This is a genomic window from Brevundimonas naejangsanensis DSM 23858 (genome assembly GCF_000421705.1).
Lineage (GTDB): Bacteria > Pseudomonadota > Alphaproteobacteria > Caulobacterales > Caulobacteraceae > Brevundimonas > Brevundimonas naejangsanensis.
This window is the reverse complement of the sequence record NZ_ATXN01000003.1, coordinates 176779-201293: the sequence shown is the minus strand read 5'-3', so window position 1 is coordinate 201293 and position 24515 is coordinate 176779. Positions and strand designations below refer to the sequence as shown.

Here is a 24515-nt window from a genome sequence, read left to right as displayed (position 1 = left end):
CAACACATGACACGCGGCCGCCACTGGCGGCCACAGTACATTGCTCAGCTTGCATGGTTCGCTGAGTGATGGTCATATTCGCCTATGGGGCGACTTCTCGACATTCTCTTGGAAGCGTCACCCGCCTACCAAGTTCGGCGGGACAACGGCGGCTTCTTGCTGGTGGGCAACCCTAAGCGGGCCGCTGAGTTCAACGATGTGGTGCGCCAAGCCAATGACGACGCTGGCACAGACTTTGTAGCCTTTCCTATCAGCGATGACCGGAATGGCTATAGCCAGATGTTCATTATTCCGCTGGCTTGATGCCGCCTCCATAACACCGGCGCAATCCTGATGAAGCCGCACATCGGTGCCGGATCCAGGCAGAACGGCCGTCGCTTATGCTCCTGTCCGACCTCCCTCGGCGCCCGACAGCCACGGTGAATCCCCCCTTGACGGAGTAAGGAATATTCCTTACCTACACTGAAGACCAAGTTAGGAGCCGATCATGGCTGTGTTGCTGAAAGAAGAAAGCACCATCACCGCGAAGGGCCAGACGACCGTTCCCAAAGTCGTCCGGCAGGCTTTGGGCGTAGATTACGGCGGGCGCATCGCCTACTTTGTCGATGATCAACACCGGGTCTTTGTCGAGAAAGCGACAGCAGAGACAAGCGACCCGGTTGTGGATCACTTCCTCGAATTTCTGGCGCACGACATGAAAGAACACCCCGGCACGTCCATCGCCGCACTGCCCGCCACCCTGCGGGATCGCATCGCCGCGCTCGTTGGGAACATGGACGTTGACCTCGACGCCGAGATCGACGGGGATGTCGCACTCTAGTCATGCTGACGATCAATGGCTGGACCATTCTCGCGCATCCTCTCTTTCTCGATCAGTTGGAAACGCTGACCGCGACCGTCGAGGCGTTGCAGGCGAAAAAGCCCGGCGAGTTCAAAAAGAACGCGAACACCAAGCTCTTGGCGGCTTTAAACAAGCTCGTGTTCCAAACGATTTCGGCCGACCCGACCGCCACCGTCTATCGGCAGGGCTCGACGTTAGGCGAGGCTCACAAGCATTGGTTTCGGGCCAAGTTCGGGAATGGCCGGTTCAGGTTGTTCTTCCGCTACGACTCGAAGGCGAAAGTCATCATCTTCGCCTGGGTCAACGACGAAAAAACGTTGAGGACGTATGGCGGCAAAACCGACGCCTACAAGGTCTTCAAGGGGATGCTGGAGGACGGCAATCCGCCCGATCATTGGACCACTCTGTACAAGGCGGCTTCCGAGCCTGCTGCGGTCGAGCGGCTGGAAGGCGCTTCGCCTACAGACGCATGATGAACGCGGTGACGGCCGAATCACACTGAGCCTTCGTCACGCTCAATCCCGGTTCGCCGCCAAGATGACAACTTCCGGTTCCCAGAGCGCCAACAGCCCCGGTTGAAATGCTCCCGCGCCCGCCATACTCTGCCTCTCAACGTGTAGAGGAACCAGCAAGGTTCTAAGGCGGAACAAAATTACACATACAACTTATAGGCATTCCCTCTCGACGGATGCCCCAGCTGCAGGCGAGTTCCACGTCCAGGTCAACCTCAACAGACTGAAGAAGGGCGGCTAAAGGCCTATCCTCCGCTCAATCCACCTCGATGAGACCTCGCCTCACCCCCACAGCCACCGCCTCTATCCGCGTGCGTACGCCCAGTTTGGACGCTGCCTTCTCGAGATAGCTGTCCACGGTGCGAGCCGACAGGCCCAGTATGGCTCCGATGTCGGTCGAGCTCTTGCCCTGGCTGACCCAAGCGAGACATTCGAGCTCGCGCGGGCTCAATCCGAGCGTGACCGTCCATGCGGTCTGGCTGTTCAGGTCGGCGTCCATTCCTTCCCCTCCCCCGGCTGCTGCTCCGTCCGTACACGGCGATAACCGCGATTCTCAACGCCTAAGAGTTGCGGTCAGACCGCAACTTCTCTGCGGAATAGGCCTCCATCACATGGTTGAACCCGGAGCGACCCCCGCCTAAGGATTGGGCGTCGGGCGCCGCGAAACAGGCGCGGAGCTGGAGCCGGGGGCCCTTTGGGCAGGGCAGCGCTCCGTTGGCAGATAGCGGGCCTCGTTCCGCGAGGATTCCAACGCCCGACCCCCTCGCCTTGCGTCCGGATTCGGTTTGATTCATGCTCGGGCGTCGGCCCTGGCGCCGACAGGGGCTTGGAATCCCCTTTGCGGACTCGGATTTGGAAAGCGCAATTGCTGCGTGAGCTGTCGTCGTACCTGGCGCAGGCTATGTCCTGCGTCCGGATGATCATGGCTGACCAAGACCCACGGGATTCCCGGCCCGCCCTGGAGGCGGGAGATCGACGTGAGCGACGTCAAGGAATTGAAAGCGGATGCGCTGGAGGGCCTGAACACCCTCTATCGCCAGTATGCGCGCTGGCTCGATGGCAGGCTGCGGGCCCATGTCGATCCGGATCAGGCCGCGGACGTGGTCCAGGAAACCTACCTCCGCGCTGCTCCCTATTCGGCAGGCCTCATCCGGCACCCCCGGGCCTTTCTCCTGCGGATCGCCATGAACGTGGTCCGGGACGAGAGCCGTCGCCGCAAGAGACGGGGAACGACAGAGACCTTCACGGAGGCCGCTGATCCGGGCGAAGCGGCTGATCAGGTCGAGGCGCTAATGATGAAGCAGGCCGTTCTGACCATGCCCGCCCTTTACCGTGAAGTTTTCATCCTGAGCCGTTTTGCCGGTATGAGCTATCCTGAGATCGCCGCCGCACGCGGGTTGAGCGTCAAGGCGGTAGAATGGCGTATGTCTAAGGCGTTGCAGCACTGCGTCGAGCAACTGGACGGATAGGCGGGATGACGATCGATAAGGAACGGGACGTCCCCCGGCAGGAAGCCGCGACCTGGTTCGCCCGTCTCGGTCAGAAGCGCGTGTCGACGACCGATATCCACGACTTCTTCGAATGGCGAAAAGACCCGGCCAATGCGCGCGCCTACGAGCGCGTCGAGAAGGCCTGGGACACGAGCCGGACGCTTGCCGAGGATCCCGACATCGCCGCTCTGACGGCGGAAGCCCTGGGCCAGGCTCCGCCGAGGGTGCGGGCTCGCCACATAGTGTCGCGCCTGTGGAAGCCGATCGCGACCGGCGCCATGGCGCTCGCCGTCCTGGGTCTGGTGTCGGTCTGGACCCTGAACCGGCCGCAAAGCTACGCCACCGGTGTCGGCGAGCAGCGGACCCTGCGTCTGGCCGACGGCTCCCAGGTTATCCTCGACACCGGCAGCCGGGTGGAGGTCCGCCTGCGCTCAGACCGCCGATCCGTGATCCTGGTCTCCGGCCAGGCCTTCTTCGACGTTGAGGGCGATCCGACCCGCCCCTTCGTGGTTACCGCCGGCGATACCACGGTTACCGCCGTCGGCACGCGGTTCGATGTCCGAAGGCTGGACCGGGGCGCCAGGGTCACCCTGATCGAGGGCCGCGTCGACGTGGGAACCTCCAGCGCGTCGAAACCCGCCTGGTCCCTGACGCCGGGCCAGCAGGTCGTCACAGCCCGACGCAGCCCCCAGGTGCAGTCGGTCGACGCGGCCCGTGAAATCAGCTGGACCACGGGAAGGCTGATCTTCGCCGCGACTCCGATCCGGGAGGCGGTCGCTGAGGTCAGCCGGTACAGCGACCGTCGGATCGAACTGAAGGACGCGGGCATCTCGCAGATTCCCGTCAGCGGTGCCTTCGACACAGGCGACACCGATGCCTTCATCGCCGCGCTTTCCGACCTTTACGGCGTCACAGCGTCCACGGGCGCCGATGGCGCCATCATTCTTGAGGCGCCGAAGACCTGACGAAAATAATCTTTAGGCGGAGTTAGGGGGCCCGCGCCTTCCCGGCGTCTCTGCCCGTCCCGCACCACGCGGGAGGAGCAAACGGGGAAGATCATGCGTATCGGATTGGGGACGACGACAGCACTATCAACCGCCCTTATAGCCTGCGTCGCGCCGGCCTGGGCCCAGGGCGCGGACGCCGTGAGGCGGTATGATGCGCCCCCCGGCCCTCTCGCTCGGACCCTGAGCGTCTTCGTCGAGCAGAGCCGCCTCCAGATTCTCTATCCGGCCGCCCTTGTGGAGGGCCGCACCTCTTCCGGTCTGCAGGGCGACTACAGCGCAGAAGCGGGGCTGGCTGCGCTGCTGCGCGACACCGGGCTGGCTTTCCGACGAACCCGCCCGAACGTTTACGTCCTTTACGATCCGAACGCGCGCGCCGGGCTGACCGACGACGTACTGACCGTGGTGGACGACGTCGTCGTTACGGGCAGCCTGATGCCTCCTGACGGTGTGACGAGCACGTAAAGACCGTCTCTGTCGGTCTTTTTATACGCCTTTGATTTTCCTCGCGTATTCCTCAGTTCTGCGTCGGTAAGCATCACATTTCCCCTTCCAAAAGACCGTCAGGCGTTTTCAGGGTCTTTCGCAGCCATTTTTCGTAAACAATTCAGAAGCTTGTTTCGAAAAAAAGACCGTCAGAACGCCCTTAATGGGGTGACGGTATGAATCAGGGGCGGCTGAGGCAACGGACGCGAGACCGTCAGGAAAGCCGTCATCACAAAAAAGAGACCCTCCGAAAGGCTTCGAAGGGTCTCGTCAGAATTCACTCTTTCGTCAATGACTTACAGGCGGTTTCGGAAGCGATGCCGAAAGCTGCCGAAAGGCCTGAATTATTCCCACTCTATTGTAAACAAGACATTTTTATCTTTTATATTCAATGGCTTATTTTCCTGCTAATTGGTAATACCATGAAAAATACCATGCTCAGAAAAGGCTTAACAATATTTTGAAAAATTGCCTACTGAGCGCTGCCGCACAGCTCCATAGGCCGCTTTCCTGGCTTTGCTTCCAGATGTATACTCTTCTGCTCCTGCAGCTAATGGATCACCGCAAACAGGTTACTCGCCTGGGGATTCCCTTTCGACCCGAGCATCCGTATGAGACTCATGCTCGATTATTATTATTATAGAAGCCCCCATGAATAAATCGCTCATCATTTTCGGCATCGTCAACATAACCTCGGACAGTTTCTCCGATGGAGGCCGGTATCTGGCGCCAGACGCAGCCATTGCGCAGGCGCGTAAGCTGATGGCCGAGGGGGCAGATGTGATCGACCTCGGTCCGGCATCCAGCAATCCCGACGCCGCGCCTGTTTCGTCCGACACAGAAATCGCGCGTATCGCGCCGGTGCTGGACGCGCTCAAGGCAGATGGCATTCCCGTCTCGCTCGACAGTTATCAACCCGCGACGCAAGCCTATGCCTTGTCGCGTGGTGTGGCCTATCTCAATGATATTCGCGGTTTTCCAGACGCTGCGTTCTATCCGCAATTGGCGAAATCATCTGCCAAACTCGTCGTTATGCATTCGGTGCAAGACGGGCAGGCAGATCGGCGCGAGGCACCCGCTGGCGACATCATGGATCACATTGCGGCGTTCTTTGACGCGCGCATCGCGGCGCTGACGGGTGCCGGTATCAAACGCAACCGCCTTGTCCTTGATCCCGGCATGGGGTTTTTTCTGGGGGCTGCTCCCGAAACCTCGCTCTCGGTGCTGGCGCGGTTCGATGAATTGCGGCTGCGCTTCGATTTGCCGGTGCTTCTGTCTGTTTCGCGCAAATCCTTTCTGCGCGCGCTCACAGGCCGTGGTCCGGGGGATGTCGGGGCCGCGACACTCGCTGCAGAGCTTGCCGCCGCCGCAGGTGGAGCTGACTTCATCCGCACACACGAGCCGCGCCCCTTGCGCGACGGGCTGGCGGTATTGGCGGCGCTGAAAGAAACCGCAAGAATTCGTTAACTGCACATTCGGGATATTTCTCTATATTCGCGGTTCAGCAGGCATGTCCCCTTTGAGGGCGACCCGACGACAGGATAATCGACCTTATGGTGCGCAAATATTTCGGCACAGACGGTATTCGTGGCAAAGCCAACGAAGGCGCGATGACGGCGGAAACCGCCTTGCGCGTCGGCATGGCGGCTGGCCGTGTCTTTCGTCGCGGTGACCACCGCCATCGTGTCGTGATCGGCAAGGATACGCGCCTGTCGGGCTATATGCTTGAACCCGCGCTCACAGCCGGTTTCACCTCGATGGGCATGGACGTATTCCTTTTTGGCCCGCTGCCGACAACGTATAGGAAGAATAAACGCCCTTTTCACCCAAGTCCAACAGCTTTGGACCGCAGTTGACTCTTTCGACACCCCTGCGATGCAACCCAATCCGGCTGACGGGGAGCCAGCAACGCTGAAAATTTACCCTCCTCTTTCCCACTAGCGGCTCCTTTTCCGACAACCAGCACGGCGGATCCCTGCCGCGGCGCTGTGAACGCAGCATTTTGATTGGTATCGTTGGCCTTCAGGCTCGTCAGTCAAACAGACCCAGGAGCAGCTCAGCCGGTGGCGCCCGGCTTTCGGGTAACGCCCTGGTCCCGCTGGTTTCGGCTTTGTGCTTCAGGTGATCAAGGATCTGCTTGATCACTATAGGGTCTTCAATGCAGGCGATGACTTTCATGGCGCCGCCGCAGCCGCTGCAGGTCTCGATGTCGATATTGAAAACACGCTTGAGCCGTTGCGCCCATGTCATCGACGCTCGCCGTTGTGCTGGTGTTGCCGGTTCATCAGCCACCCTGACCTTGTTGCCCCTGCCCCGTTTTGCCGGCGTGACCAACGCCCGGTGCCGACTGTTGGGTGCGAACACCCCGTGGAAGCGGGTTAGGTTGACTCTGGGCTTCGGTACCAGGGCGGCCAGCCTTGCAATGAAATCCAATGGTTCGAAAATGACGTGCGTGGTGCCGTCCCGGTACGGCGTCTTGAGCTGGTAGCGCACGTTGCCGCCTCGTGTTAACGACAGCCGCTTCTCGGATACCGCCGGGCGGCTGATGTACCGGCACAGCCGTTCGAGCTTCTTGCGTTCATCGGCCCTGGCCGCCACGCCGGCGTGCAGGCTGGACCCGGCTACCTTGCCAATCCCGTCACCGAACGGATCACCACTGGTCGGCAGAGTTTGCAAAGTGAACACCTTTCGCCCCGCCTGTGAACCGACAGCGATACGGTAAGTGATCGAGTGCCCCAGCAGGGGTGTCATCGGGTCGTCATCCACCGCATCCGAGGCCAGATAGCTGTTTTCGACATCCCGTTCCAGCAGGCCTTGCCGTTCCAGATAGCGACCCACCCGGTGGGCGATGGTGTGCGTCAGCTGGGTGAGCTCTGGGCTGGTCGGCGCCTTGACCCAGCGGAAACGCGCTGAGCCGTGGGATTGCTCGACATACACACCGTCGAGAAACAGCATGTGGAAGTGAACATTCAGATTGAGCGCCGATCCAAAACGCTGGATCAGGGTGACCGCGCCCGTCTTGGCCACTTGGTGGGTATGGCCCGCTTTCTTGACCAGGTGCGTGGCAATGACGCGGTAAACGATGCCCAGCACCCACCCCATGATCTCGGGCCGGCTGGCAAACAGGAAACGCAGCTGAAACGGGAAGCTCAACACCCACTGACGCATGGGTTGTTCAGGCAGTACTTCATCAACCAGCAAGGCGGCACTTTCGGCCATCCGCCGCGCCCCACAGCTCGGGCAGAAACCGCGACGCTTACAGCTGAAAGCGACCAGGTGCTCGGCGTGGCAAGACTCGCAGCGAACCCGTAGAAAGCCATGCTCCAGCCGCCCGCATTGGAGAAATTCTTCAAATTCCCGTTGCACATAGCCCGGCAATTCCTTTCCCTGCTCTGCCATAAGCGCAGCGAATGCCGGGTAATACTCGTCAACGATCTGATAGAGAAGGGTTTGCTCGGGTCGGTGGCTCTGGTAACGACCAGTATCCCGATCCCGGCTGGCCGTCCTGGCCGCCACATGAGGCATGTTCCGCGTCCTTGCAATACTGTGTTTACATACAGTCTATCGCTTAGCGGAAAGTTCTTTTACCCTCAGCCGAAATGCCTGCCGTTGCTAGACATTGCCAGCCAGTGCCCGTCACTCCCACTCGATCGTCCCTGGCGGCTTGGACGTCACGTCATAGACGACGCGGTTGACGCCGCGGACTTCGTTGATGATGCGCGTGGCGGTCTTGGCCAGGACGTCCCAGGGGAACTGGTAGAAGTCAGCCGTCATGCCGTCGGTCGAGGTGACCGCGCGCAGGGCCAGCACCTTTTCATAGGTGCGGGCGTCGCCCTGGACGCCGACCGTCTTGACCGGCAGCAGAACGGCGAAGGCCTGCCAGATGTCGTCGTACAGGCCCGCCTTGCGGATCTCGTCCAGATAGATGGCGTCCGCGTCCTGCAGGGTCGCGACCGCCTCCGGCGTGATCTCGCCGGGGATGCGGATGGCCAGGCCCGGTCCGGGGAAGGGGTGGCGGCCGACGAAGGCGTCGGTCAGGCCCAGCTCGCGACCTAGCGCGCGGACCTCGTCCTTGAACAGTTCGCGTAAGGGTTCGACCAGCTTCAGCTTCATGAAGTCCGGCAGGCCGCCGACGTTGTGGTGGCTCTTGATCACGTGCGAGGGGCCGCCGGTCGGGGACACGCTTTCGATCACGTCGGGATAGAGGGTGCCCTGGGCCAGGAAGGCGGCGCCTTCGATCTTGTTCGCCTCGCGGTCGAACACCTCGATGAAGACGCGGCCGATGGTCTTGCGCTTGGTTTCCGGGTCCGAAATTCCGGCCAGCTCGCCGAGGAAATCCTTCGACGCGTCAACATGCACCAGGGGGATGTTGTAGTGCTCGCGGAACAGGGTCGTGACCTGATCGGCCTCGCCCTTGCGCATCAGGCCGGTGTCGACGAAGACGCAGCTCAGCTGGTCGCCGATGGCCTCATGGATCAACACGGCGGCGACCGATGAGTCGACCCCGCCCGACAGGCCGCAGATGACCTTGGCGTCGCCGACCTGTTCGCGGATCTTGGCGATCTGCTCGTCGCGATAGGCGGCCATGGTCCAGTCGCCGGTCAAGCCCGCGACGCCATGGGTGAAGTTCTTCAACAGTTGGGCGCCGCGCGGGGTGTGCACCACCTCAGGGTGGAACTGCACGCCGTAGATCTTGCGCGTCTCATCGGCGATGGCGGCGAAGGGCGCGCCTTCCGAGGTGGCGATGACGTGGAAGCCCTCCGGCAGGGCCGTCACGCGGTCGCCGTGGCTCATCCACACCGGCTCGCGACCGCCGACCGAAGCGACGCCCGCGAACAGGGGGCTGTCCTGGGTGATGACGATCTCGGCGCGGCCGAACTCGGCGTGGTGGCCGCTCTCGACCTTGCCGCCCAGCTCGGCGCAGATCAGTTGCTCGCCGTAGCAGATGCCCAGGATCGGCGCGCCATAGTCGAAGACGGCGCGGTCGACGCGCGGGCTGTCGGCGTCAGTCGTCGAGTTGGGGCCGCCCGACAGGATGATGGCCTGCGGCTGCATCGCCTTCAGGGCTTCACCCGCCTTGTTGAACGGATGGATTTCGCAATAGACGCCGGCCTCGCGCAGGCGACGCGCGATCAGTTGCGTCACCTGACTGCCGAAATCGACGATGAGCACCTTCTGGTGTTGGGTCGGCTGGGTCATGAGGTCGAATCCGGGGCGAGCGATTGCGCGAGGGTTTGGCCTTGCGGGGCCGGAATTTCAAGGGCGGAGAGGCCGTGATCCGTCAGCACCGCGATCAGGCTGTCCACGGCCTGGGCCAGGTTCTCGTCCACCAGATGCAGGGTCGAGGTCCAGTCATGCAGGCCGGTCAGCTCGGCCTTGCCGTCCGACACGCCGCGCAGCGCGACCATAGGCAGACCGAAGGTCTGGGCCGCGCGCACCAGCGCCCACGTCTCCATGTCCACCATCTCGGCGTCGATGGCGTCATAGGCGGCGCCCGAAACGACGTTTCCGCCGGTCGACAGGCGCGCGCTCGGTACGTCAGGGATGGGGCACGGCAGCGGCAGAACGGCGGGCATGTCGAGCAGCGGCGTCACGCCTTTAGGGAAGCCCAGCGCGCTGGCGTCCATGTCGCGATAGGCCACGGACGACGCCTGATAGACCGCCGCATGATCCAGAACGCGAGACCCGCACGAGCCCAGCGACAGGATCAGATCCGGCGTCTCTCCCCTCGCCTCCAGCCGCGCCAGAGCCGCCGTCAGCGCCACAGCCCCCTCGACCGGCCCGATGCCGGTCATCAGCGGGTCGATGCGGGCGCGCAGGTGTTCGCCGTATTCCGCAGGCGCCGCCATCACCGGCAGGACCGTGACGGCGCCGTAGCGCTCAAGCCTCATGAAGCGCGCTCGAACAGGGCGATGAAGAAGCCGTCCGTGCCGGTCGCGGCGGGCGACAGACGCAGGCTGTTTCCTTGCGCCAGCGCAGTCAGGCGTTCGCGCCCCGCCTCGGTCAGGTCCGCGCTGTGCGCTGCATCTGCGAGGGGGACCGGCTTGAAGTCCGAATGCGCGGCCTCGAAGGCGGCGGCCGTCGCTTCGTTCTCCGCGCCCAGCACCGAGCAGGTGACATAGGCCAGACGCCCGCCCGGCCGCACCAGCTTGGTCGCCTGCCCCAGAATGCGCAGTTGCAGCGCATGCAGGCGCGCGACTTCCTCTGCCGTCAGACGCCAGCTGTCCTCCGGCCGACGCCGCCAGGCGCCCGAGCCCGAGCAGGGCGCGTCGACGAACACCACGTCAGCCTGACTGTTCAGGTCCTCGACCCCGCCGCCATTGGTGCCCAGCAGGCGCAGGTCAGCCTCGACGCCCGCGCGGGCCAGTCGCGGCTTCACATTGTCCAGCCGCTTGGCCGAGACGTCGCAGGCGATCAGCGCGCCCTGCCCCTGCATGGCCTGCACCAGACCCAGCGTCTTGCCGCCGCCGCCCGCGCAGTAATCCACCACCGTCGCGCCGGGGAAGGCGCCGGACAGCCAGCCGACAACCTGGCTGGCCTCGTCCTGAATCTCGAAATGACCGTTCTGGAAACCGTCCAGCGGCTGCACGTTCGGCGCGGGCTCCGCGTCCAGACGCAGGCCCCAGCCCGACAGCTCCGTGCGCTGGGGCGACAGACCGGCGTCGCGTAGTTCGGCCTCGACCTCTTCCATCGTGGCGCGCAGACCGTTGACCCGCAGGTCGACCGGAGCGCGACCGCTCAGGGCTTCGACCTCTTCACGCCAGCGGTCGCCGTGGACCGCCTTCAGGTCCGCCGTCACGAAGTCCGGCAGGGCGACCTCGGCCAGATCGGCCGCGTCCTCGTGCGCCGCGATGCGGCCGCGTTCGTGCTTGGACAGGGGACGCGGGCCATAGCCTTCGCCGTTGTAGAGGCCTTCGATCTCCTCCAGCGTCGCGCCGTCCAGCAGCGACAGGGCGCCGACGATCAGGGCGCGTCCGTCCTGACGCCCGCCCATGAAGGCCGACAGACGGCCCCGCGCGCGCAGCACCTGATACACGCGCTCGGCGATGGCGCGTCGGTCGCCTGAACCGGCATAGCGGTTCTGTTGGCTCCAGGCCTTGAGCACGGCGTCGGCGGGCTGGCGGCCCTGTGAAATGCTGTCGATGATGGCGGCGGCGGCGGCCAGACGGGCGGCTGGGGTCAAATCAGACTCGGATGAAAAGGGCCAGAAGGCACAGCGCCAGTCCCGCAAGCGAGACCAGCCAGACCAGCGACCGGATATAGGGAACGCCCAGGGCGTACAGCGGGATATAGGCGACGCGCGCCCAGAAGTAGAGGCCTGCGCCCCACGCCGTCAGCGCGCCGGTCCGATCAGCGACCTGGGCGATCAGCACGGCGCCGATGAACAGCGGCAGGGTCTCGAACAGATTGGCCTGCGCCCGCTCCAGACGGCCGACGACGGGGCTGTGCGCCTCGGGCGTCTTGTCCCGCGCCCCGGCGTTCCACGACAGGCCGAACTCGCGCGTCCGGGCGAAGGCGGGCAGGAATACCTGCACCAGGGCCAGCACCAGCGTCGCCGCCAGATAGGTCAGTTCAGTCGTCATGCCCGTCTCCTGTTCTACTCGCCCAAAACAAAACCGCTCCCGGCCGGGGCCGGGAGCGGATCAGGTCAGCCCTGACGATAGTTGGGCGCCTCGCGCGTGATCATCACGTCGTGGACGTGGCTTTCACGAAGGCCCGCATTGGTGATGCGGACAAAGCGCGCGCGCTCCTGGAAGTCCGGAATGGTGGCGCCGCCGACATAGCCCATCGAGGCGCGCAGCCCCCCGACCAGTTGGTGCACCACGGGGGCGATCGGCCCCTTATAGGCGGTCTGGCCCTCGATGCCCTCGGGAACCAGCTTCTCGGACGAGACTTCCTTCTGGAAGTAGCGGTCGGCCGAGCCGCGCGCCATGGCGCCCACCGAACCCATGCCGCGATACGACTTGTAGGACCGACCCTGGTACAGGAAGACCTCGCCGGGGCTTTCGTCCGTGCCTGCGAACATCGAACCCATCATGGCGACATTGGCGCCCGCCGCGATGGCCTTGGCCAGATCGCCCGAGAACTTGATGCCGCCGTCCGCAATGACCGAGGCGCCCGTGCCTTCCGCCGCGCGGGCGGCATCGACGATGGCCGTCAGCTGCGGCACGCCTACGCCAGCTACGATGCGGGTGGTGCAGATGGAACCCGGCCCGATGCCGACCTTCACCGCATCGGCGCCCGCGTCGATCAGGGCGCGGGTGGCGTCATAGGTGGCGACGTTGCCGGCGATGATCTGGACGCGGTTGTTCTCGCGCTTGATGCGCTCGACCACCTGGGCGACCGAGGCCGAGTGGCCGTGGGCGGTGTCGATCACCACCACGTCCGCGCCCGCATCGGCCAGGGCCATCGCCCGCTCGAACCCGGCGTCGCCGACGGTCGAGGCGGCGCCGACGCGCAGGCGGCCCTGCTCGTCCTTGCAGGCGTTGGGGAAGGCCTGCGCCTTCTGAATGTCCTTCATCGTGATCAGACCGACGGCGCGATAGGCGTCGTCCACCACGATGACCCGCTCGATCTTGCGGGTGCGCAGCAGCTCGCGCGCCGCCTCGCGCCCGGCCGAACCTTCGCGCAGGGTGATCAGCTCGCCCGTCGTCATCAACTCGGCGGCCTTGAGGTTCAGGTCCGTCTCGAAGCGCATGTCGCGGTTGGTTAGCATCCCGACCAGCTTGCCGGTCTTGGGATCGACGACCGGGAAGCCGGTGATCTTCTTGCGCTCGACGATCTGGAGCACTTCGCCCAGCGTCGTGTCGGGGGCGACCGTGACCGGGTTCACCACCATGCCGCTTTCATAGCGTTTGACGGCGCGGACCTCTTCGGCCTGCTCCTCGATGGTCATGTTCCGGTGCAGCACGCCCAGGCCGCCGGCCTGCGCCATCGCGATGGCCAGACGGCTTTCCGTCACCGTGTCCATCGCGGACGACAGCAGCGGGATGTTCAGTTTGATTTCGCGCGTCAGCTGGGTCGAGACATCGACATCAGCGGGCATGACCTCGGACGGACCGGGTTCGAGCAAAACGTCATCGAAGGTTAGGCCTTCGCGTATCTCCATTTGGAGCCTCCATTTTGCGGGCCGCGTATAGCCCCCGTTGGCGGGGAACCGCAACCCCAAGCCCGCGCTATCGTGCATATAAGAGGAATTGCCTTGAAACGGACGGCGAAGGGCCGCATTCCCCGACAATGGTTCGCATCTTGATCAACACGGCGCGACAGCTCGCTCTCAAGATCGCGAGCTATGGCGTGATGCACCTGATCGTGGCCATCCTGGTGGCCTTCGCCCTGACGCGCGACTGGCGGCTGGCGCTGGCGGTCGGCGTGGTCGAGCCGATCGTCCAGACCGTCGCCTATTCCATCCACGACCGCGTCTGGCACCGGGTCGAGCGGCGCAAGATGCTGTCCGGCGTCGAGGAAACGGCCGAGGCCTTCACCGCCCGCCTGGAAGTCATGGACGCGCATGAGCAGAACCGCGCCCACAACCATCATGGCCACAGCCACGCCCTGCCCCGCAACCTGAAGCAGGTGGCGCTGAAGACCGTCACCTACGGCCTGATGCACTTCACCGTGGCGGTTCTGGTGGCCTTCGCCCTGACGCGCGACATCCGCATCGCCCTGGCCATCGGCACCATCGAGCCGCTGGTGCAGACGGTCTTCTTCACCCTGCACGACCGCATCTGGACGCGCGCCGAAGCAAGGAAAGCCGCCCGGCGCGCCGCCTCTCAGGCGGACGGCGCGTCCGCCTAACGCTTGTTCAGCGCCACCAGGAAGACCTCGGCGCTGCCCTTGCGGCTCGATTCCGGCTTCACATACTTCACCGTCTCGAACTCCTCGCGCAGGCGCGTCAGCACCCCGCCGGCGTCGCCGCCCTGAAAGTTCTTCGACACGAAATTCCCACCCGGCCTCAGCGTGCGGATGGCGAAATCGGCCGCGATCTCGATCAGGGCGATGATCTTCAGGTGGTCCGTCTGACGGTGGCCGATCGTGTTGTGCGCCATGTCCGACAGCACCAGGTCCGGCGGTCCGCCGATGGCGTCCAGCATCTGCTGATCCACGCCCGGATCGGTGAAGTCCGCCTGAATCAGCGTCGCGCCCGGAATCGGCTCGATCATCAGCAGGTCCACGCCCGCCACCGCCGTAGCGCCGCGATCCAGCGCCACCTGCACCCAGCCGCCCGGCGCGGCGCCCAGGTCGATGACCCGCGAGCCGCGCTTGATCAGACGGTACCTGTCGTCGATCTCCATCAGCTTGAAGGCGGCGCGGCTGCGCCAGCCCTCGGCGCGCGCGCGGTCGGACCACTCGTCCGACAGTTGTCGCTTGATCCACGCCTGGCTGGACAGGGTCTTCTTGTCGGCCGTCTTGATCTTCTGGCCGACCTTGCGGCCCGAGGCCGTGCCGCCCGTAGGCAGACGCACCATTCGGCGGCGTTCCTGCGGCTTGTCGGCGGGCTTTTCGTCTTCACTCATGCTTCCCACATAGCCCTGACGGCGTTCAGCCGCTATGACCCGCGCACAATTCCGGCTCGCATAACCTCAAGGAGCGCCCGATGGCCGACCAAACCCTGACCTTCACTCTGGACACCGGCGACGGCGAAGACCGCAACGTCGTCATCAAGCTGCGCGACGACCTGGCGCCCAACCACGTCAAGCAGATCACCGACCTGGCCAAGGAAGGCTTCTACGACGGCGTGGTCTTCCACCGCGTGATTCCGGGCTTCATGGCCCAGGGCGGCGACCCGACGGGCACCGGCACCTCGGGCTCGTCCAAGCCGAACCTGAAGCAGGAATTCTCGAAGGAGCCGCACGTCCGCGGCGTCTGCTCGATGGCCCGCACCGCCAACCCGGACAGCGCCAACTCGCAGTTCTTCATCTGCTTCGACGACGCCCGCTTCCTCGACGGCCAGTACACCGTCTGGGGCGAAGTGATCGAAGGCATGGAACACGTCGACGCCCTGCCCAAGGGCGAGCCCCCGCGCGCGCCGGGCAAGATCGTCAAGGCGACCGTCGCCTAAGGATCGGCATAAGCGGCGGGGGATCAGTCCCCCGCCCACCACCGCATCGACACCCCGTCGAAGGTCCGGTCCCCGACCTTCAGCCGTCCTTTCAGGACCACGCCCTGATCGCCCAGATTGCGCCGCGCCGTCGCCAGCGCATCCTGATCCAGCGCCCCCTCGAACGACACCGCGCCCAGCTCGCGCGACGACGCCTCAAAGCGCACACGGTCCTCGGTCACCTCATAGGCCGTTGGAATCAGCCGCGTGCGCCGCTTACCATCCCCCGCCTCGAACTCCATCATGATCGGCGCGAAACCCGCCGTCCGCGCGCCGTCGCGCCAGGCGATGAAGTCGGGAACCTGTCCCATGAACAGGTGATGCAGCCGCCAGTCCCCGACCTGCACCGCCGTCGTGGGGATGTAGTAGCCGGACACGTCTTCCGGCAGGTCGTGCCTGAACGCCGTCGCCGAGGGCGCCTTGTCTGGCGCCGCCCCCCGATCACAGGCCGCCGCCATCAGGGCCAGAGCCCCGGCCAACAGGATCGGCAGCGCCCTCAAGGCAGATGCACCAGAGCCGACAGCCAGCCCATGTCCTGAAGATGCTCGACCGACTCGAACAGCGGCACTGCCAGCAGGAAGACCAGACCGTCACGCAGCGTCGTCAGGAAGAACTGCGGCCGCACCTCCAGGCTGTCGGCGTCGCGCCATTTGGAGAAGTCCGGCCCGAAACGCGGCGTCCGCGCGCAATAGTCCGCATAGGTCTGGCCGAAGGCGCCCGCCAGCCAGGCCTCCTCGCGCTTCACCGTGGCGTAGAAGACCGCCATCGTCAGCAGCAGAAAGACGGTCGCCAGCGTCACGCTGCCCGTCTGCGCCCCCACGCCGAACGCCCCCATGAAGCTGAACACATACAGCGGGTTGCGGCTGATCGAATAGGGACCGCGATCCACGATCTCGGCCTTCTTGCGCCCGCCGATATAGAGGGAGCACCAGGCCCGCCCGACGATGCAGACGACGATCAGGCCCAGGCCGAACGCCTCCAACCCCTCGTGCAGCATGGTCTCGCCGCCGATGGACCGGCTGACGAAGGCCAGCCCGACCACCCCGATCAATCCGACCAGCAGCGCCGCCTTGCGCAGTTTCTGCACCCGTTGGAGGTCAAACCCTTGCGTCGCCGACATCTATATTTCCTCGACTGATGAGGGTGCGACAGAACGCCGCTCTGACGGCGGATTCAAGGCCTATCTTTGCAAGTGTTTTGCGACAGCCGTCATTGATCCAGCCACCGGTCCAGCGCCCGGAACCCGCCGATCGCCAATTCCGTCGAGTCCTGGAACACCGCCGGATTGACCTTCTCGAAGTCGTCGCTGGGGCGGTGATAGTCCGGGTGATAGTTCACCCCGAAATAGAGGAACGGCAGGCCCGCGCGGTGGAAGGCGGCGTGATCCGACGCCTCGACCCAGTTGTCGGCGCCCTTGTCCTCGGGCGTGTCCTTGCCGAAGGCGAAGGCGACGTTCCGGCGCGCCGGAACCTGATCCAGCACCGGGCGGAAATAGGGATGCTGATACGTCCCCGTCACCCACAGCTTGCCATCGCTGTCGGCCCGCGCCGTCATGTCGAAATTCAGGTTCATCGAAATCGCGTGCAGCGGCACCGGCGGCGCCTCGACGAAATGCTTGGCGCCCAGCAGCCCCCGCTCCTCGCCGTCCAGCGCCACGATCAGCACGCTGTGCTCGGGCGGGTCAGCCTTCAGCCGTCTGGCCAGCTCCAGCATGGTCGCCACGCCCGAGGCGTTGTCGTCCGCCCCGTTGAAGATCTGGCCGTCGTTGACGCCGACGTGGTCATAGTGGGCCGTCACCACGATGTATTTGTCGGCCACGCGCGTGCCGGGGATGACGCCGATGATGTTGGTCCCGTTATAGGTCTTGGTCCCCTCGCGCGTGCGGCCCAGCGCCTCCCACGGCTGAAGACGGCCCATCGGCGAAGGCTGAACGCCCAGCGCCTCCAGACGCGCCACGATATAGTCGCGCGCCTTGGCCCCGCCCTCGGACCCCGTATCGCGCCCCTGCATGTCGTCCGCCGACAGGATGCGCAGGTCGTCCATCAACTGGGCGTATTCGCCCGACGACGGCGCCTCGACAGCGGGCGTCTCGACCACAGGCGCGGTCGTCGTCTCACAGGCGGCCAGCGTCAGGGCGGCGGCGATCACGGACAGGCTGACTAGGACAGGACGCATGGAGGGCTCCGGCAGGAATCTTTTGAGGCGCGACGCTAGCGGCCCCCGACCGCCGCGTCAGATTACGTTTCTGTCATGGCGCGTCTGCCATCAAGGTCGGGGGATGATAAGGAACCGTTCCGCCTTTTCCGACTTCCTGCGATTCTCATGTCCGATCTCTTCACGCCTGTCGAAACCCTGACCGAAGCCCAGGCGCGCGAAGAGCTGGATCGCCTGTCGGCCGAACTGGCGCGCCATGACGCTCTCTATTACGCCGACGCCGCGCCCGAGATTTCCGACGCCGACTACGACGACCTGAAGCGCCGCGCCCTGGCCATCGAGGCCGCCTTCCCGGCCCTCTCCAGCCCCGTCTCCCCGTCCCACCGCGTCGGCGCCCCCGTCTCCAGCCAGTTCGCCGAGGTCCGCCACGGCGTGCCCATGCTGTCGCTGGACAACGCCTTCGACGACGACGAGGTGCGCGACTTCGTCGCCCGCATCGCCCGCTTCCTGAAGCTGCCGGGCGACGAGCCCATCGCCTTCGTCGCCGAACCCAAGATCGACGGCCTCTCGGCCAGCCTGCGCTATGAAAAGGGCGTTCTGGTTCAGGGCGCCACGCGCGGCGACGGCAAGACCGGCGAGGACGTGACCGCCAACCTGCGCACGCTGGCCAGCATCCCCCAGACGTTGGCGGGCTCCGGCTGGCCCGACGTCATCGAGATCCGCGGCGAAGTCTACGCCCCCAACGCCGCCTTCGACGCCTTCAACGCGGCGGCCGAGGCCGAAGGCAAGCGCACCTACGCCAACCCCCGCAACTTCGCCGCCGGGTCGCTGCGCCAGAAAGACCCGAAGATCACGGCCCAGCGCCCCCTGACCTTCTTCGCCTACGCCTGGGGCGAGACCTCCGCCCCCTTCGCCGAGACGCAGGCAGGCGCGCTGGAGGCCTTCCGCAGTTGGGGCTTTCAGGTCAACGACCGCTCGGCCCGCGTCGAGGGCGCCGAAGGCCTGATCGGCGCCTATCAGACGCTTGAGGCCGACCGCAGCCGCCTCGGCTACGACATCGACGGCGTGGTCTATAAGGTCGACCGGCTGGACTGGCAGCAACGCCTCGGCTTCATCGCTCGCAGCCCCCGCTGGGCCATCGCCCACAAGTTCCCGGCGCAGCAGGCGACGACCGTTCTGGAAGGCATCGACATCCAGGTCGGCCGCACCGGCTCCCTGACCCCCGTCGCCCGCCTGCATCCCGTCACCGTCGGCGGCGTCGTGGTCCGCAACGCCACCCTCCACAACGAAGACGAGATCGCCCGCAAGGACGTGCGCATCGGCGACACGGTCGTCCTGCAACGCGCCGGCGACGTCATCCCCCAGATCGTCGGCGTGGTCGATACGCTGCGTCCCGAGGGCGCCGCTCCTTACGTCTTCCCCACCGTCTGCCCCGTCTGCGGCTCCGAAGCCGTCCGCGAGGGGGACGAGATCAAGCGCCGCTGTACCGGCGGCCTGATCTGCGACGCCCAGATCGTCGAACGCCTCAAGCACTTCGTCAGCCGCCGCGCCTTCGACATTGAAGGGCTTGGCGAAAAGCAGTTGATCGCCTTCCACGCGCGCGGCTGGATCAAGGAGCCCGCCGACATCTTCCGCCTCGCCCGCGACGAGGAGAAGCTGGCCCTGCTGCGCGCCGAGGACGGCTATGGCGAGACCAGCGTCCGCAACCTGATCGCCGGGATCGACGCGCGGCGCGTCATCTCCCTCGACCGCCTGATCTTCGGCCTCGGCGTGCGCGAGATCGGCGAGCAGACGTCTCTGGTGCTGGCCCGCGCTTTCGGCAGTTGGACCGCCTTCCGTGAAGCCTGCATGGCCGCCGCAAACGGCCTCGCCAGCGACGACTGGAAGCTGCTGGCCGCGACCCACGCCATCTCGACCCGCGTTCTGGGCCTGATGGCCGAGGCGCAGCCGCCCGCCGACGATCCGTGGCCCGAGGCGCCCATGGATCAGAAGATCGCCCTCGCCTTCCCCGGCATGGCCGCCCCCGCCCGCCGCTCGCTGGCGGAGATCTCGGACGGCTGGACCGACCTGACCCGCTGGGCCGCCGTCGCGCGCAATGAAGGCCCCTCGGACATCCTGAACCAGATCGCGGGCGTCTCCGGCGTCGGCCCGGTCGCCGCCGAGGCTCTGGCCCACTTCTTCCACGAGCCGCACAACCTTCAGGTCGTCGACGCCCTACTGGCCGAGCTCGAGCGCGTCGAGGACGTCGCCGCCCCCACGACCGACAGCCCCGTGGCGGGCAAGACGGTCGTCTTCACGGGCTCGCTGGAACGCTTCACCCGCGACGAAGCCAAGGCCCGCGCCGAAAGCCTGGGCGCCAAGGTCTCGGGCTCAGTGTCGAAAAAGACCGACTACGTCGTCGCCGGCCCCGGCGCCGGGTCCAAGCTGAAGGACGCCGAAAAACACGGCGTCGCCGTCCTGACCGAGGACGAATGGCTGGCGCTGATCGCCTGATGCACGCCGTCGCCATCGACTTCGAAACCGCCAATGAGCAGCGGGCCAGCCCCTGCTCCATCGGCCTGGCCTGGATCAACGACGGCGTCATCGAGTCCGTCGAGCACCACTACATCCGCCCGCCGGGGATGCGTTTCGCCAGCTTCAACATCGCCTTTCACGGCATTGGGCCCGAACAGGTCGAGGACGCCGAAGAGTTCCCGGCCGTCCTGGCCGCCATCACCCCGCGCCTCGAAGGCCGCACCGTCCTGGCCCACAACGCCGCCTTCGACGTCAGCGTCATCCGCAACACCTGCGACCACTACGGCCTGACCTATCCCGAGTTCGACTACCTCTGCACGGTCAAGCTGGCCCAGATCAACTGGCCGGACTTCGCCTCGCACAAGCTGAACAACGTCTGCGCCGAACTGGGCGTCGCCTTCCGCCACCACGACGCGGCTGAAGACGCCTTCGCCTGCGCCTCCGTGGCCCTGGCGGCGGCTCAGATGCATCAGGCCGCGGACTGCCGCGCCCTGGCCGACGCCAGCCGCCTGACCATGGGCCGCGTCTGGCGCGACGGCTATTCGCCGTGTTCAGCGCCATCATTAAAGCGCGCGCCTAAGTCAGCAGCCAAGTCAAAACCGACACCGCTTCTGCCATCCCAGCCGTCTGCCAGAACAGGTGCGCTTGCTGGCAAGTCTATTGTCTTTACCGGCACGCTTGAGCGCTGCACGCGATCGGAAGCTCGATACCTCTCGGAAACAGCGGGGGCATACGTTTCTGGGTTAGTCTCCAGCACGACTGACTATGTCGTCGCCGGTCCCGGAGCAGGGATGAAGCTGAAAAACGCTCAAAAGCATGGTGTTAGCATCCTGACTGAAGACGAATGGTTAGCCCTGATCGGCGATAACTTGACCTAAGGTCATGTAATCATTGAGTGAAGTTCACAATTTCGGCCTTGTTTCAGACCGAAACCCGGCCCACCTTTCGACCAAGGGATCGCCTCAACGATCCGTCAGAAGGAAAACGCCGATGAAGACCCCCGTCCTGACGGCGCTCGCCGTCGCCGCCCTCGCCCTCGCTTCTCCGGCCCTCGCCAGCGACCCCACTGGTCTGTGGCAGACCCCGACCAACGGCGGTCAGGTCCGCATCGAACGCTGCGGCCAGGCCCTGTGCGGCGTCCTCGTCACCTCCAGCCACATCCGCGCCAACCCCGAAGTCAAGGATCAACGCAACAAGGATGAATCCCTGCGCGACCGCCCCCTGCGCGGCCTGCGGATGCTGTCGGGCTTCACCGGCGGCCCGACCGAATGGCGCGGCGGCTCGGTCTACAACCCCGAGGACGGCGGCACCTATCGCGGGACCATCACCATGACCAACGACAACACCCTGCGCCTGCGCGGCTGCATCGTCGCCCCCCTGTGCAAGACCCAGACCTGGACGCGCGTGCAGTAAGCCTTCGCACACGCCCGAATGAAAGACGCCTCCCCCGCGATCGCGAGGGAGGCGTTTTCACATCAGCGGTTCAGCGAACTCATGCCGCCGGGCGCATAGCGCTCGCCCGCCGCCGCCCCGCGCGAGAAGACGGCCTCGATCCGCGCCAGATCATCCGGCGTCAGCACGATGTCCGCCGCCGCCGCGTTCTGCTCTAGCGTGGCGATGCGGCGCGTACCGGGGATGGGAACAAGGTCTTCTCCCTGCGCCAGCACCCAGGCCAGGGCCAGTTGCGCCGCCGTCACCCCCTTGTCCGCCGCGATGGCGCCGACCGCATCGACCAGATCGAGGTTCTTCTGGAAGTTGGCGCCCGCAAAGCGCGGGTTCGTCCGGCGGAAGTCGTCCGGCGCCAGGTCGTCGATCGACTTGATCTCCCCGGACAGGAAGCCCCGACCGAGCGGACTGTAGGGCACAAAGCCGATGCCCAGTTCGCGCACCACGCCCAGAAGCTCGTCCTCCGGGTCGCGGCTCCACAGCGAATATTCGGTCTGCAAGGCCGTGATCGGATGCTCGGCGTGGGCGCGGCGAAGGGTGGCGGGCGCCGCCTCGGACAGGCCCAGGAAGCGGACCTTGCCCTCCTTCACCAGTTCGGCCATGGCCCCGACCGTCTCCTCGATCGGCGTATTGGGGTCGATGCGGTGCTGGTAATAGAGGTCGATGTGATCGACGCCCAGACGGCTCAGGCTGCCCTCGACCGCGCGGCGCACATTGGCGGGCGAACCGTCGGTGATCGCCGAACCGTCCGGCTGGCGATTGATGCCGAACTTGGTGGCGATGAAAGCCTCGTCCCGGCGCCCCTGCAGCGCCTTGCCCAGCAGGACTTCATTGGTGTGGGGGCCGTACATCTCGGCCGTGTCGAACAGGGTGACGCCCAGGTCGAGCGCGCGGTGGATCACCGCTATGGATTGGGCCTCGTCGGCGCCGCCGTAAAAGGCGCTCATGCCCATGCAGCCCAGACCGACGGCCGAGACCTCAGGGCCGTTACGGCCCAGCTTGCGCATCTTCATCCGCGCATTCCTTCTGATGTGAGGGGGTCGGCGGCGCATCCGCCGACCCTCTTCAGATGGGCGCCGTATGGCCTTATTTCAAGGGGGCCGTCTGCGTCTTCAGCCACTCCAGCGCCGCCTCATCCTTCTGAACGCCGTCCGCCAGCAAAGGCCCGACCTTGGCCAGAACCTCGGCGTGATAGGCGTCCACATAGGCCCGCTCTTCCGCCGTCAGCAGAGCGACATCGATCAGGCGTCGGTCCAGCGGCGCCAGCGTCAGTTGCTCAAATCCATGCATCGGCCGCTCGCCGCCCGGAACCTGCGCCGGGGCCGTGACGACCTGCAGCGTCTCGATGCGGATGCCCCACTCGCCTTCGCGGTAATAGCCCGGCTCGTTCGACAGGATCATGCCGGTCAGCAGAGGCTGGTCCGTGCCCCAGCCGGCGATACGTTGCGGCCCCTCGTGCACGCCCAGATACGACCCGACGCCGTGGCCCGTGCCGTGATCGAAATCGAAGCCTGCGTTCCACAGCGGCTGGCGCGCAATGGCGTCCAACTGGCGTCCGCTGGTCCCGGCCGGGAAGCGGATCACCGCCATGGCGATGTGGCCCTTCAGCACAAGCGTGAACATCCGGCGCTGATCGGCCGTGCCCTCGCCGATGGCCATGGTGCGGGTCACGTCCGTGGTCCCGTCCAGATACTGGCCGCCGCCGTCCACCAGCAGCAGCGAGCCCGCCTCCATCGGCCGGATCTTGGCCCCGACCGGCTTGTAGTGCGGCAGGGCGCCGTTCGGCCCGACCCCGGCGATGGTGTCGAAGGACAGATCCTTCAACATGCCGGTCGCCTCGCGGAAACCCTCCAGCGCCTCGACCACCGCCCGCTCGTCCGGCAGTTCCTTCTGCGCGACCGTATCGACCCAGTGCAGGAACCGTGTCAGGGCCGCGCCATCACGGATATGGGCCTGACGGCTGCCCTCGATCTCGACGTCGTTCTTCTGCGCGCGCGGCAGGGCGCAGGGGTCCATGCCGCGAACGATGGCGGCGCCCGCCGCCTCCAGCCGGTCGAAATACCAGGCCGAGGACACCGCCGGATCGATCATCACCCGGCGCCCCGACAGGGCGTCCAGCGCGCCCGGCAGCGCCTCGGGCGCCTCCAGCGTCACGGCGTCGCCCAGCCAGCCGGGCAGTTCGTTGGTCACCTTGGCCGGATCAAGGAAGACGCTCGCCGTCCCGTCCGCCTTCACCACCGCCTGTCCCAGCGGCAGAGGCGTGCGGATCACATCCCCGCCGCGAATGTTGAACAGCCAGGCCAGCGACGACGGCGCCGTCAGCACGGCGGCCTCGGCTCCGGCCTCAGCGATGGCCTTGCCGATGCGAGCGCGCTTGGACGCGGCGTCTTCGCCGGCATAGCGGTCCTCATGCGGGACCACCGGCGCCTGCGGCTGGGCCGGGCGCGCATCGCCCCAGGCCAGGTCGATCGGATTGGGCTCGACCGCCTTCAGCGTCGCCCCGGCCTTCTCGACGGCGGCGCGCAGACTCGCCAGCGCATCGGGGCTGTGCAGGCGCGGATCATAGCCGATGACCGAGCCAGACGGCACGGCCGCCAGCCAGTCGGCCAGCTTGTTCAGCGGCTGCCGCTCGAACAGGGCCTCGTCCGTCTGCGCCTTGGCCTGCACCGTATAGCGGCCGTCGACGAAGACCGCCGCCCTGTCCTTCAGCACGACGCCCGCCCCGGCCGAGCCGGTGAAGCCGCTGACCCACGCCAGCCGCTCATTGGCGTCGGGCAGGTATTCGTTCTGATGCTCGTCCTCGTGCGGGACCAGCAGGCCGTCGAGGCCCTGCTTGGCCATCTCGGCGCGGAGCAGAGGCAGGTGTTTGGCCCCGAAGGAGGGATCGGTGGTTTCGTCGAATGTCTGGCGCATGAATGCATCCGTATCATCTCCCTCCCTTTCATGGGGAGGGTGGTCGCGCAGCGA

General features: G+C 65.5%; 25 protein-coding genes and 1 pseudogene. 13 read left to right on the top strand and 13 right to left on the bottom strand.

The window, feature by feature from the left end; translation table 11 throughout:
* The first annotated feature begins 84 nt into the window (after positions 1-84).
* The 3 genes from H556_RS0108425 (at position 85) to H556_RS0108415 (ending at position 1314) form a co-directional block, all read left to right on the top strand.
* The gene (locus H556_RS0108425) at positions 85-303 is read left to right on the top strand and encodes a hypothetical protein (RefSeq protein WP_024354017.1); all 219 of its coding nucleotides are present in this window, start codon (positions 85-87) and stop codon (positions 301-303) included.
* Positions 304-487: 184 nt separating this feature from the next.
* Entirely contained in the window at positions 488-820 is a 333-nt protein-coding gene (locus H556_RS0108420) for a type II toxin-antitoxin system PrlF family antitoxin (RefSeq protein WP_024354016.1), read from the top strand.
* A 2-nt stretch (positions 821-822) separates the two neighbouring features.
* Complete coding sequence (locus H556_RS0108415; protein WP_024354015.1) at positions 823-1314, top strand: type II toxin-antitoxin system YhaV family toxin; 492 nt, start codon at positions 823-825, stop codon at positions 1312-1314.
* 295 nt (positions 1315-1609) lie between these two features.
* Here the strand turns inward: H556_RS0108415 and H556_RS16730 are convergent, their stop codons facing one another.
* Positions 1610-1852, bottom strand: a complete 243-nt coding sequence (locus H556_RS16730; RefSeq protein WP_024354014.1) for a response regulator transcription factor — start codon at positions 1850-1852, stop codon at positions 1610-1612.
* Positions 1853-2330: 478 nt separating this feature from the next.
* Between H556_RS16730 and H556_RS0108405 the strand changes: the two genes are divergently transcribed.
* From H556_RS0108405 to H556_RS16100, 5 genes and pseudogenes are all read left to right on the top strand, one after another.
* The gene (locus tag H556_RS0108405) at positions 2331-2822 is read left to right on the top strand and encodes an RNA polymerase sigma factor (protein ID WP_024354013.1); all 492 of its coding nucleotides are present in this window, start codon (positions 2331-2333) and stop codon (positions 2820-2822) included.
* A gap of 5 nt (positions 2823-2827) precedes the next feature.
* Complete coding sequence (locus H556_RS0108400) at positions 2828-3808, top strand: FecR family protein (protein ID WP_024354012.1); 981 nt, start codon at positions 2828-2830, stop codon at positions 3806-3808.
* Positions 3809-3901: 93 nt separating this feature from the next.
* Positions 3902-4312: an STN domain-containing protein gene (locus H556_RS0108395; protein WP_024354011.1), complete on the top strand. Its 411-nt coding sequence runs from the start codon at positions 3902-3904 to the stop codon at positions 4310-4312.
* Positions 4313-4984: 672 nt separating this feature from the next.
* Positions 4985-5800 (top strand): sulfonamide-resistant dihydropteroate synthase Sul2, encoded by an 816-nt coding sequence (gene sul2, locus H556_RS0108390; protein WP_001043260.1) that lies wholly within the window; start codon positions 4985-4987, stop codon positions 5798-5800.
* A gap of 86 nt (positions 5801-5886) precedes the next feature.
* A pseudogene (locus H556_RS16100) lies at positions 5887-6129 on the top strand (phosphoglucosamine mutase); the annotation flags it as partial.
* Positions 6130-6364: 235 nt separating this feature from the next.
* On the opposite strand, the gene H556_RS0108385 reads toward H556_RS16100, so the two are convergent.
* The 6 genes from H556_RS0108385 to guaB all read right to left on the bottom strand — a co-directional run bounded on the left by H556_RS0108385 (position 6365) and on the right by guaB (position 13442).
* Positions 6365-7858 carry an IS91-like element ISCR2 family transposase gene (locus tag H556_RS0108385; RefSeq protein ID WP_001120888.1) on the bottom strand — a complete coding sequence of 498 codons (1494 nt, stop codon included), beginning with the start codon at positions 7856-7858 and terminating at the stop codon, positions 6365-6367.
* Between the two features lie 111 nt (positions 7859-7969).
* On the bottom strand, positions 7970-9532 hold the full coding sequence (gene guaA / locus H556_RS0108380) for a glutamine-hydrolyzing GMP synthase (protein ID WP_024354010.1): 1563 nt from the start codon (positions 9530-9532) through the stop codon (positions 7970-7972).
* Positions 9529-10224 (bottom strand): 5'-methylthioadenosine/S-adenosylhomocysteine nucleosidase, encoded by a 696-nt coding sequence (locus H556_RS0108375; protein ID WP_024354009.1) that lies wholly within the window; start codon positions 10222-10224, stop codon positions 9529-9531. The genes guaA and H556_RS0108375 overlap by 4 nt, the downstream gene beginning before the upstream one ends.
* Positions 10221-11516 carry an RsmB/NOP family class I SAM-dependent RNA methyltransferase gene (locus H556_RS0108370; protein WP_024354008.1) on the bottom strand — a complete coding sequence of 432 codons (1296 nt, stop codon included), beginning with the start codon at positions 11514-11516 and terminating at the stop codon, positions 10221-10223. Before H556_RS0108370 ends, H556_RS0108375 begins: the two co-directional genes overlap by 4 nt.
* A 1-nt stretch (position 11517) precedes the next feature.
* Positions 11518-11916 (bottom strand): MAPEG family protein, encoded by a 399-nt coding sequence (locus tag H556_RS0108365; protein WP_024354007.1) that lies wholly within the window; start codon positions 11914-11916, stop codon positions 11518-11520.
* Between the two features lie 65 nt (positions 11917-11981).
* Positions 11982-13442: an IMP dehydrogenase gene (gene guaB, locus H556_RS0108360; protein WP_024354006.1), complete on the bottom strand. Its 1461-nt coding sequence runs from the start codon at positions 13440-13442 to the stop codon at positions 11982-11984.
* Positions 13443-13570: 128 nt separating this feature from the next.
* Here guaB and H556_RS16090 point away from each other — a divergent pair, with 128 nt between their 5' ends.
* Positions 13571-14131 (top strand): DUF2061 domain-containing protein, encoded by a 561-nt coding sequence (locus tag H556_RS16090; RefSeq protein ID WP_024354005.1) that lies wholly within the window; start codon positions 13571-13573, stop codon positions 14129-14131.
* Here the strand turns inward: H556_RS16090 and H556_RS0108350 are convergent.
* A complete protein-coding gene (locus H556_RS0108350; RefSeq protein WP_024354004.1) occupies positions 14128-14850 on the bottom strand; it encodes an RlmE family RNA methyltransferase in 723 nt (240 codons plus the stop codon). The two genes, H556_RS16090 and H556_RS0108350, sit on opposite strands and share 4 nt — an antisense overlap.
* An 80-nt stretch (positions 14851-14930) precedes the next feature.
* Between H556_RS0108350 and H556_RS0108345 the strand changes: the two genes are divergently transcribed.
* Complete coding sequence (locus H556_RS0108345) at positions 14931-15395, top strand: peptidylprolyl isomerase (RefSeq protein ID WP_003167307.1); 465 nt, start codon at positions 14931-14933, stop codon at positions 15393-15395.
* A gap of 23 nt (positions 15396-15418) precedes the next feature.
* Here the strand turns inward: H556_RS0108345 and H556_RS0108340 are convergent, their stop codons facing one another.
* The 3 genes from H556_RS0108340 to H556_RS0108330 form a co-directional block, all read right to left on the bottom strand.
* Positions 15419-15934 carry a hypothetical protein gene (locus H556_RS0108340; RefSeq protein WP_024354003.1) on the bottom strand — a complete coding sequence of 172 codons (516 nt, stop codon included), beginning with the start codon at positions 15932-15934 and terminating at the stop codon, positions 15419-15421.
* Positions 15931-16554: a methyltransferase family protein gene (locus H556_RS0108335; protein WP_024354002.1), complete on the bottom strand. Its 624-nt coding sequence runs from the start codon at positions 16552-16554 to the stop codon at positions 15931-15933. The genes H556_RS0108340 and H556_RS0108335 overlap by 4 nt, the downstream gene beginning before the upstream one ends.
* A gap of 89 nt (positions 16555-16643) precedes the next feature.
* Positions 16644-17609 carry a M28 family peptidase gene (locus H556_RS0108330; RefSeq protein WP_024354001.1) on the bottom strand — a complete coding sequence of 322 codons (966 nt, stop codon included), beginning with the start codon at positions 17607-17609 and terminating at the stop codon, positions 16644-16646.
* A 147-nt stretch (positions 17610-17756) separates the two neighbouring features.
* On the opposite strand from H556_RS0108330, the gene ligA reads away from it, so the two are divergent.
* The 3 genes from ligA to H556_RS0108315 all read left to right on the top strand — a co-directional run bounded on the left by ligA (position 17757) and on the right by H556_RS0108315 (position 21515).
* Complete coding sequence (gene ligA / locus H556_RS0108325) at positions 17757-20081, top strand: NAD-dependent DNA ligase LigA (protein WP_024354000.1); 2325 nt, start codon at positions 17757-17759, stop codon at positions 20079-20081.
* On the top strand, positions 20060-20980 hold the full coding sequence (locus H556_RS16750) for an exonuclease domain-containing protein (RefSeq protein WP_081650919.1): 921 nt from the start codon (positions 20060-20062) through the stop codon (positions 20978-20980). Before ligA ends, H556_RS16750 begins: the two co-directional genes overlap by 22 nt.
* A 112-nt stretch (positions 20981-21092) precedes the next feature.
* Positions 21093-21515 (top strand): DUF2147 domain-containing protein, encoded by a 423-nt coding sequence (locus H556_RS0108315; protein WP_024353998.1) that lies wholly within the window; start codon positions 21093-21095, stop codon positions 21513-21515.
* 62 nt (positions 21516-21577) lie between these two features.
* On the opposite strand, the gene H556_RS0108310 is transcribed toward H556_RS0108315, so the two are convergent.
* Both H556_RS0108310 and H556_RS0108305 read right to left on the bottom strand, forming a co-directional pair.
* Complete coding sequence (locus tag H556_RS0108310; protein WP_024353997.1) at positions 21578-22561, bottom strand: aldo/keto reductase; 984 nt, start codon at positions 22559-22561, stop codon at positions 21578-21580.
* 73 nt (positions 22562-22634) lie between these two features.
* Positions 22635-24461, bottom strand: coding sequence for an aminopeptidase P family protein (locus H556_RS0108305; protein ID WP_024353996.1), 1827 nt, complete (start codon positions 24459-24461; stop codon positions 22635-22637).
* Positions 24462-24515: the final 54 nt, after the last annotated feature.

Excerpts from the sequence above, each read along its gene's own strand:
- H556_RS0108425 (WP_024354017.1), top strand. The coding sequence starts at position 85 with ATGGGGCGACTTCTCGACATTCTCTTGGAAGCGTCACCCGCCTACCAA.
- H556_RS0108420 (WP_024354016.1), top strand. The coding sequence starts at position 488 with ATGGCTGTGTTGCTGAAAGAAGAAAGCACCATCACCGCGAAGGGCCAG.
- H556_RS0108415 (WP_024354015.1), top strand. The coding sequence starts at position 823 with ATGCTGACGATCAATGGCTGGACCATTCTCGCGCATCCTCTCTTTCTC.
- H556_RS16730 (WP_024354014.1), bottom strand. The coding sequence starts at position 1,852 with ATGGACGCCGACCTGAACAGCCAGACCGCATGGACGGTCACGCTCGGA.
- H556_RS0108400 (WP_024354012.1), top strand. The coding sequence starts at position 2,828 with ATGACGATCGATAAGGAACGGGACGTCCCCCGGCAGGAAGCCGCGACC.
- H556_RS0108395 (WP_024354011.1), top strand. The coding sequence starts at position 3,902 with ATGCGTATCGGATTGGGGACGACGACAGCACTATCAACCGCCCTTATA.
- sul2 (WP_001043260.1), top strand. The coding sequence starts at position 4,985 with ATGAATAAATCGCTCATCATTTTCGGCATCGTCAACATAACCTCGGAC.
- H556_RS0108385 (WP_001120888.1), bottom strand. The coding sequence starts at position 7,858 with ATGCCTCATGTGGCGGCCAGGACGGCCAGCCGGGATCGGGATACTGGT.
- guaA (WP_024354010.1), bottom strand. The coding sequence starts at position 9,532 with ATGACCCAGCCGACCCAACACCAGAAGGTGCTCATCGTCGATTTCGGC.
- H556_RS0108375 (WP_024354009.1), bottom strand. The coding sequence starts at position 10,224 with ATGAGGCTTGAGCGCTACGGCGCCGTCACGGTCCTGCCGGTGATGGCG.
- H556_RS0108365 (WP_024354007.1), bottom strand. The coding sequence starts at position 11,916 with ATGACGACTGAACTGACCTATCTGGCGGCGACGCTGGTGCTGGCCCTG.
- guaB (WP_024354006.1), bottom strand. The coding sequence starts at position 13,442 with ATGGAGATACGCGAAGGCCTAACCTTCGATGACGTTTTGCTCGAACCC.
- H556_RS16090 (WP_024354005.1), top strand. The coding sequence starts at position 13,571 with ATGGTTCGCATCTTGATCAACACGGCGCGACAGCTCGCTCTCAAGATC.
- H556_RS0108350 (WP_024354004.1), bottom strand. The coding sequence starts at position 14,850 with ATGAGTGAAGACGAAAAGCCCGCCGACAAGCCGCAGGAACGCCGCCGA.
- H556_RS0108345 (WP_003167307.1), top strand. The coding sequence starts at position 14,931 with ATGGCCGACCAAACCCTGACCTTCACTCTGGACACCGGCGACGGCGAA.
- H556_RS0108335 (WP_024354002.1), bottom strand. The coding sequence starts at position 16,554 with ATGTCGGCGACGCAAGGGTTTGACCTCCAACGGGTGCAGAAACTGCGC.
- H556_RS0108330 (WP_024354001.1), bottom strand. The coding sequence starts at position 17,609 with ATGCGTCCTGTCCTAGTCAGCCTGTCCGTGATCGCCGCCGCCCTGACG.
- ligA (WP_024354000.1), top strand. The coding sequence starts at position 17,757 with ATGTCCGATCTCTTCACGCCTGTCGAAACCCTGACCGAAGCCCAGGCG.
- H556_RS16750 (WP_081650919.1), top strand. The coding sequence starts at position 20,060 with ATGGCTGGCGCTGATCGCCTGATGCACGCCGTCGCCATCGACTTCGAA.
- H556_RS0108315 (WP_024353998.1), top strand. The coding sequence starts at position 21,093 with ATGAAGACCCCCGTCCTGACGGCGCTCGCCGTCGCCGCCCTCGCCCTC.
- H556_RS0108310 (WP_024353997.1), bottom strand. The coding sequence starts at position 22,561 with ATGAAGATGCGCAAGCTGGGCCGTAACGGCCCTGAGGTCTCGGCCGTC.
- H556_RS0108305 (WP_024353996.1), bottom strand. The coding sequence starts at position 24,461 with ATGCGCCAGACATTCGACGAAACCACCGATCCCTCCTTCGGGGCCAAA.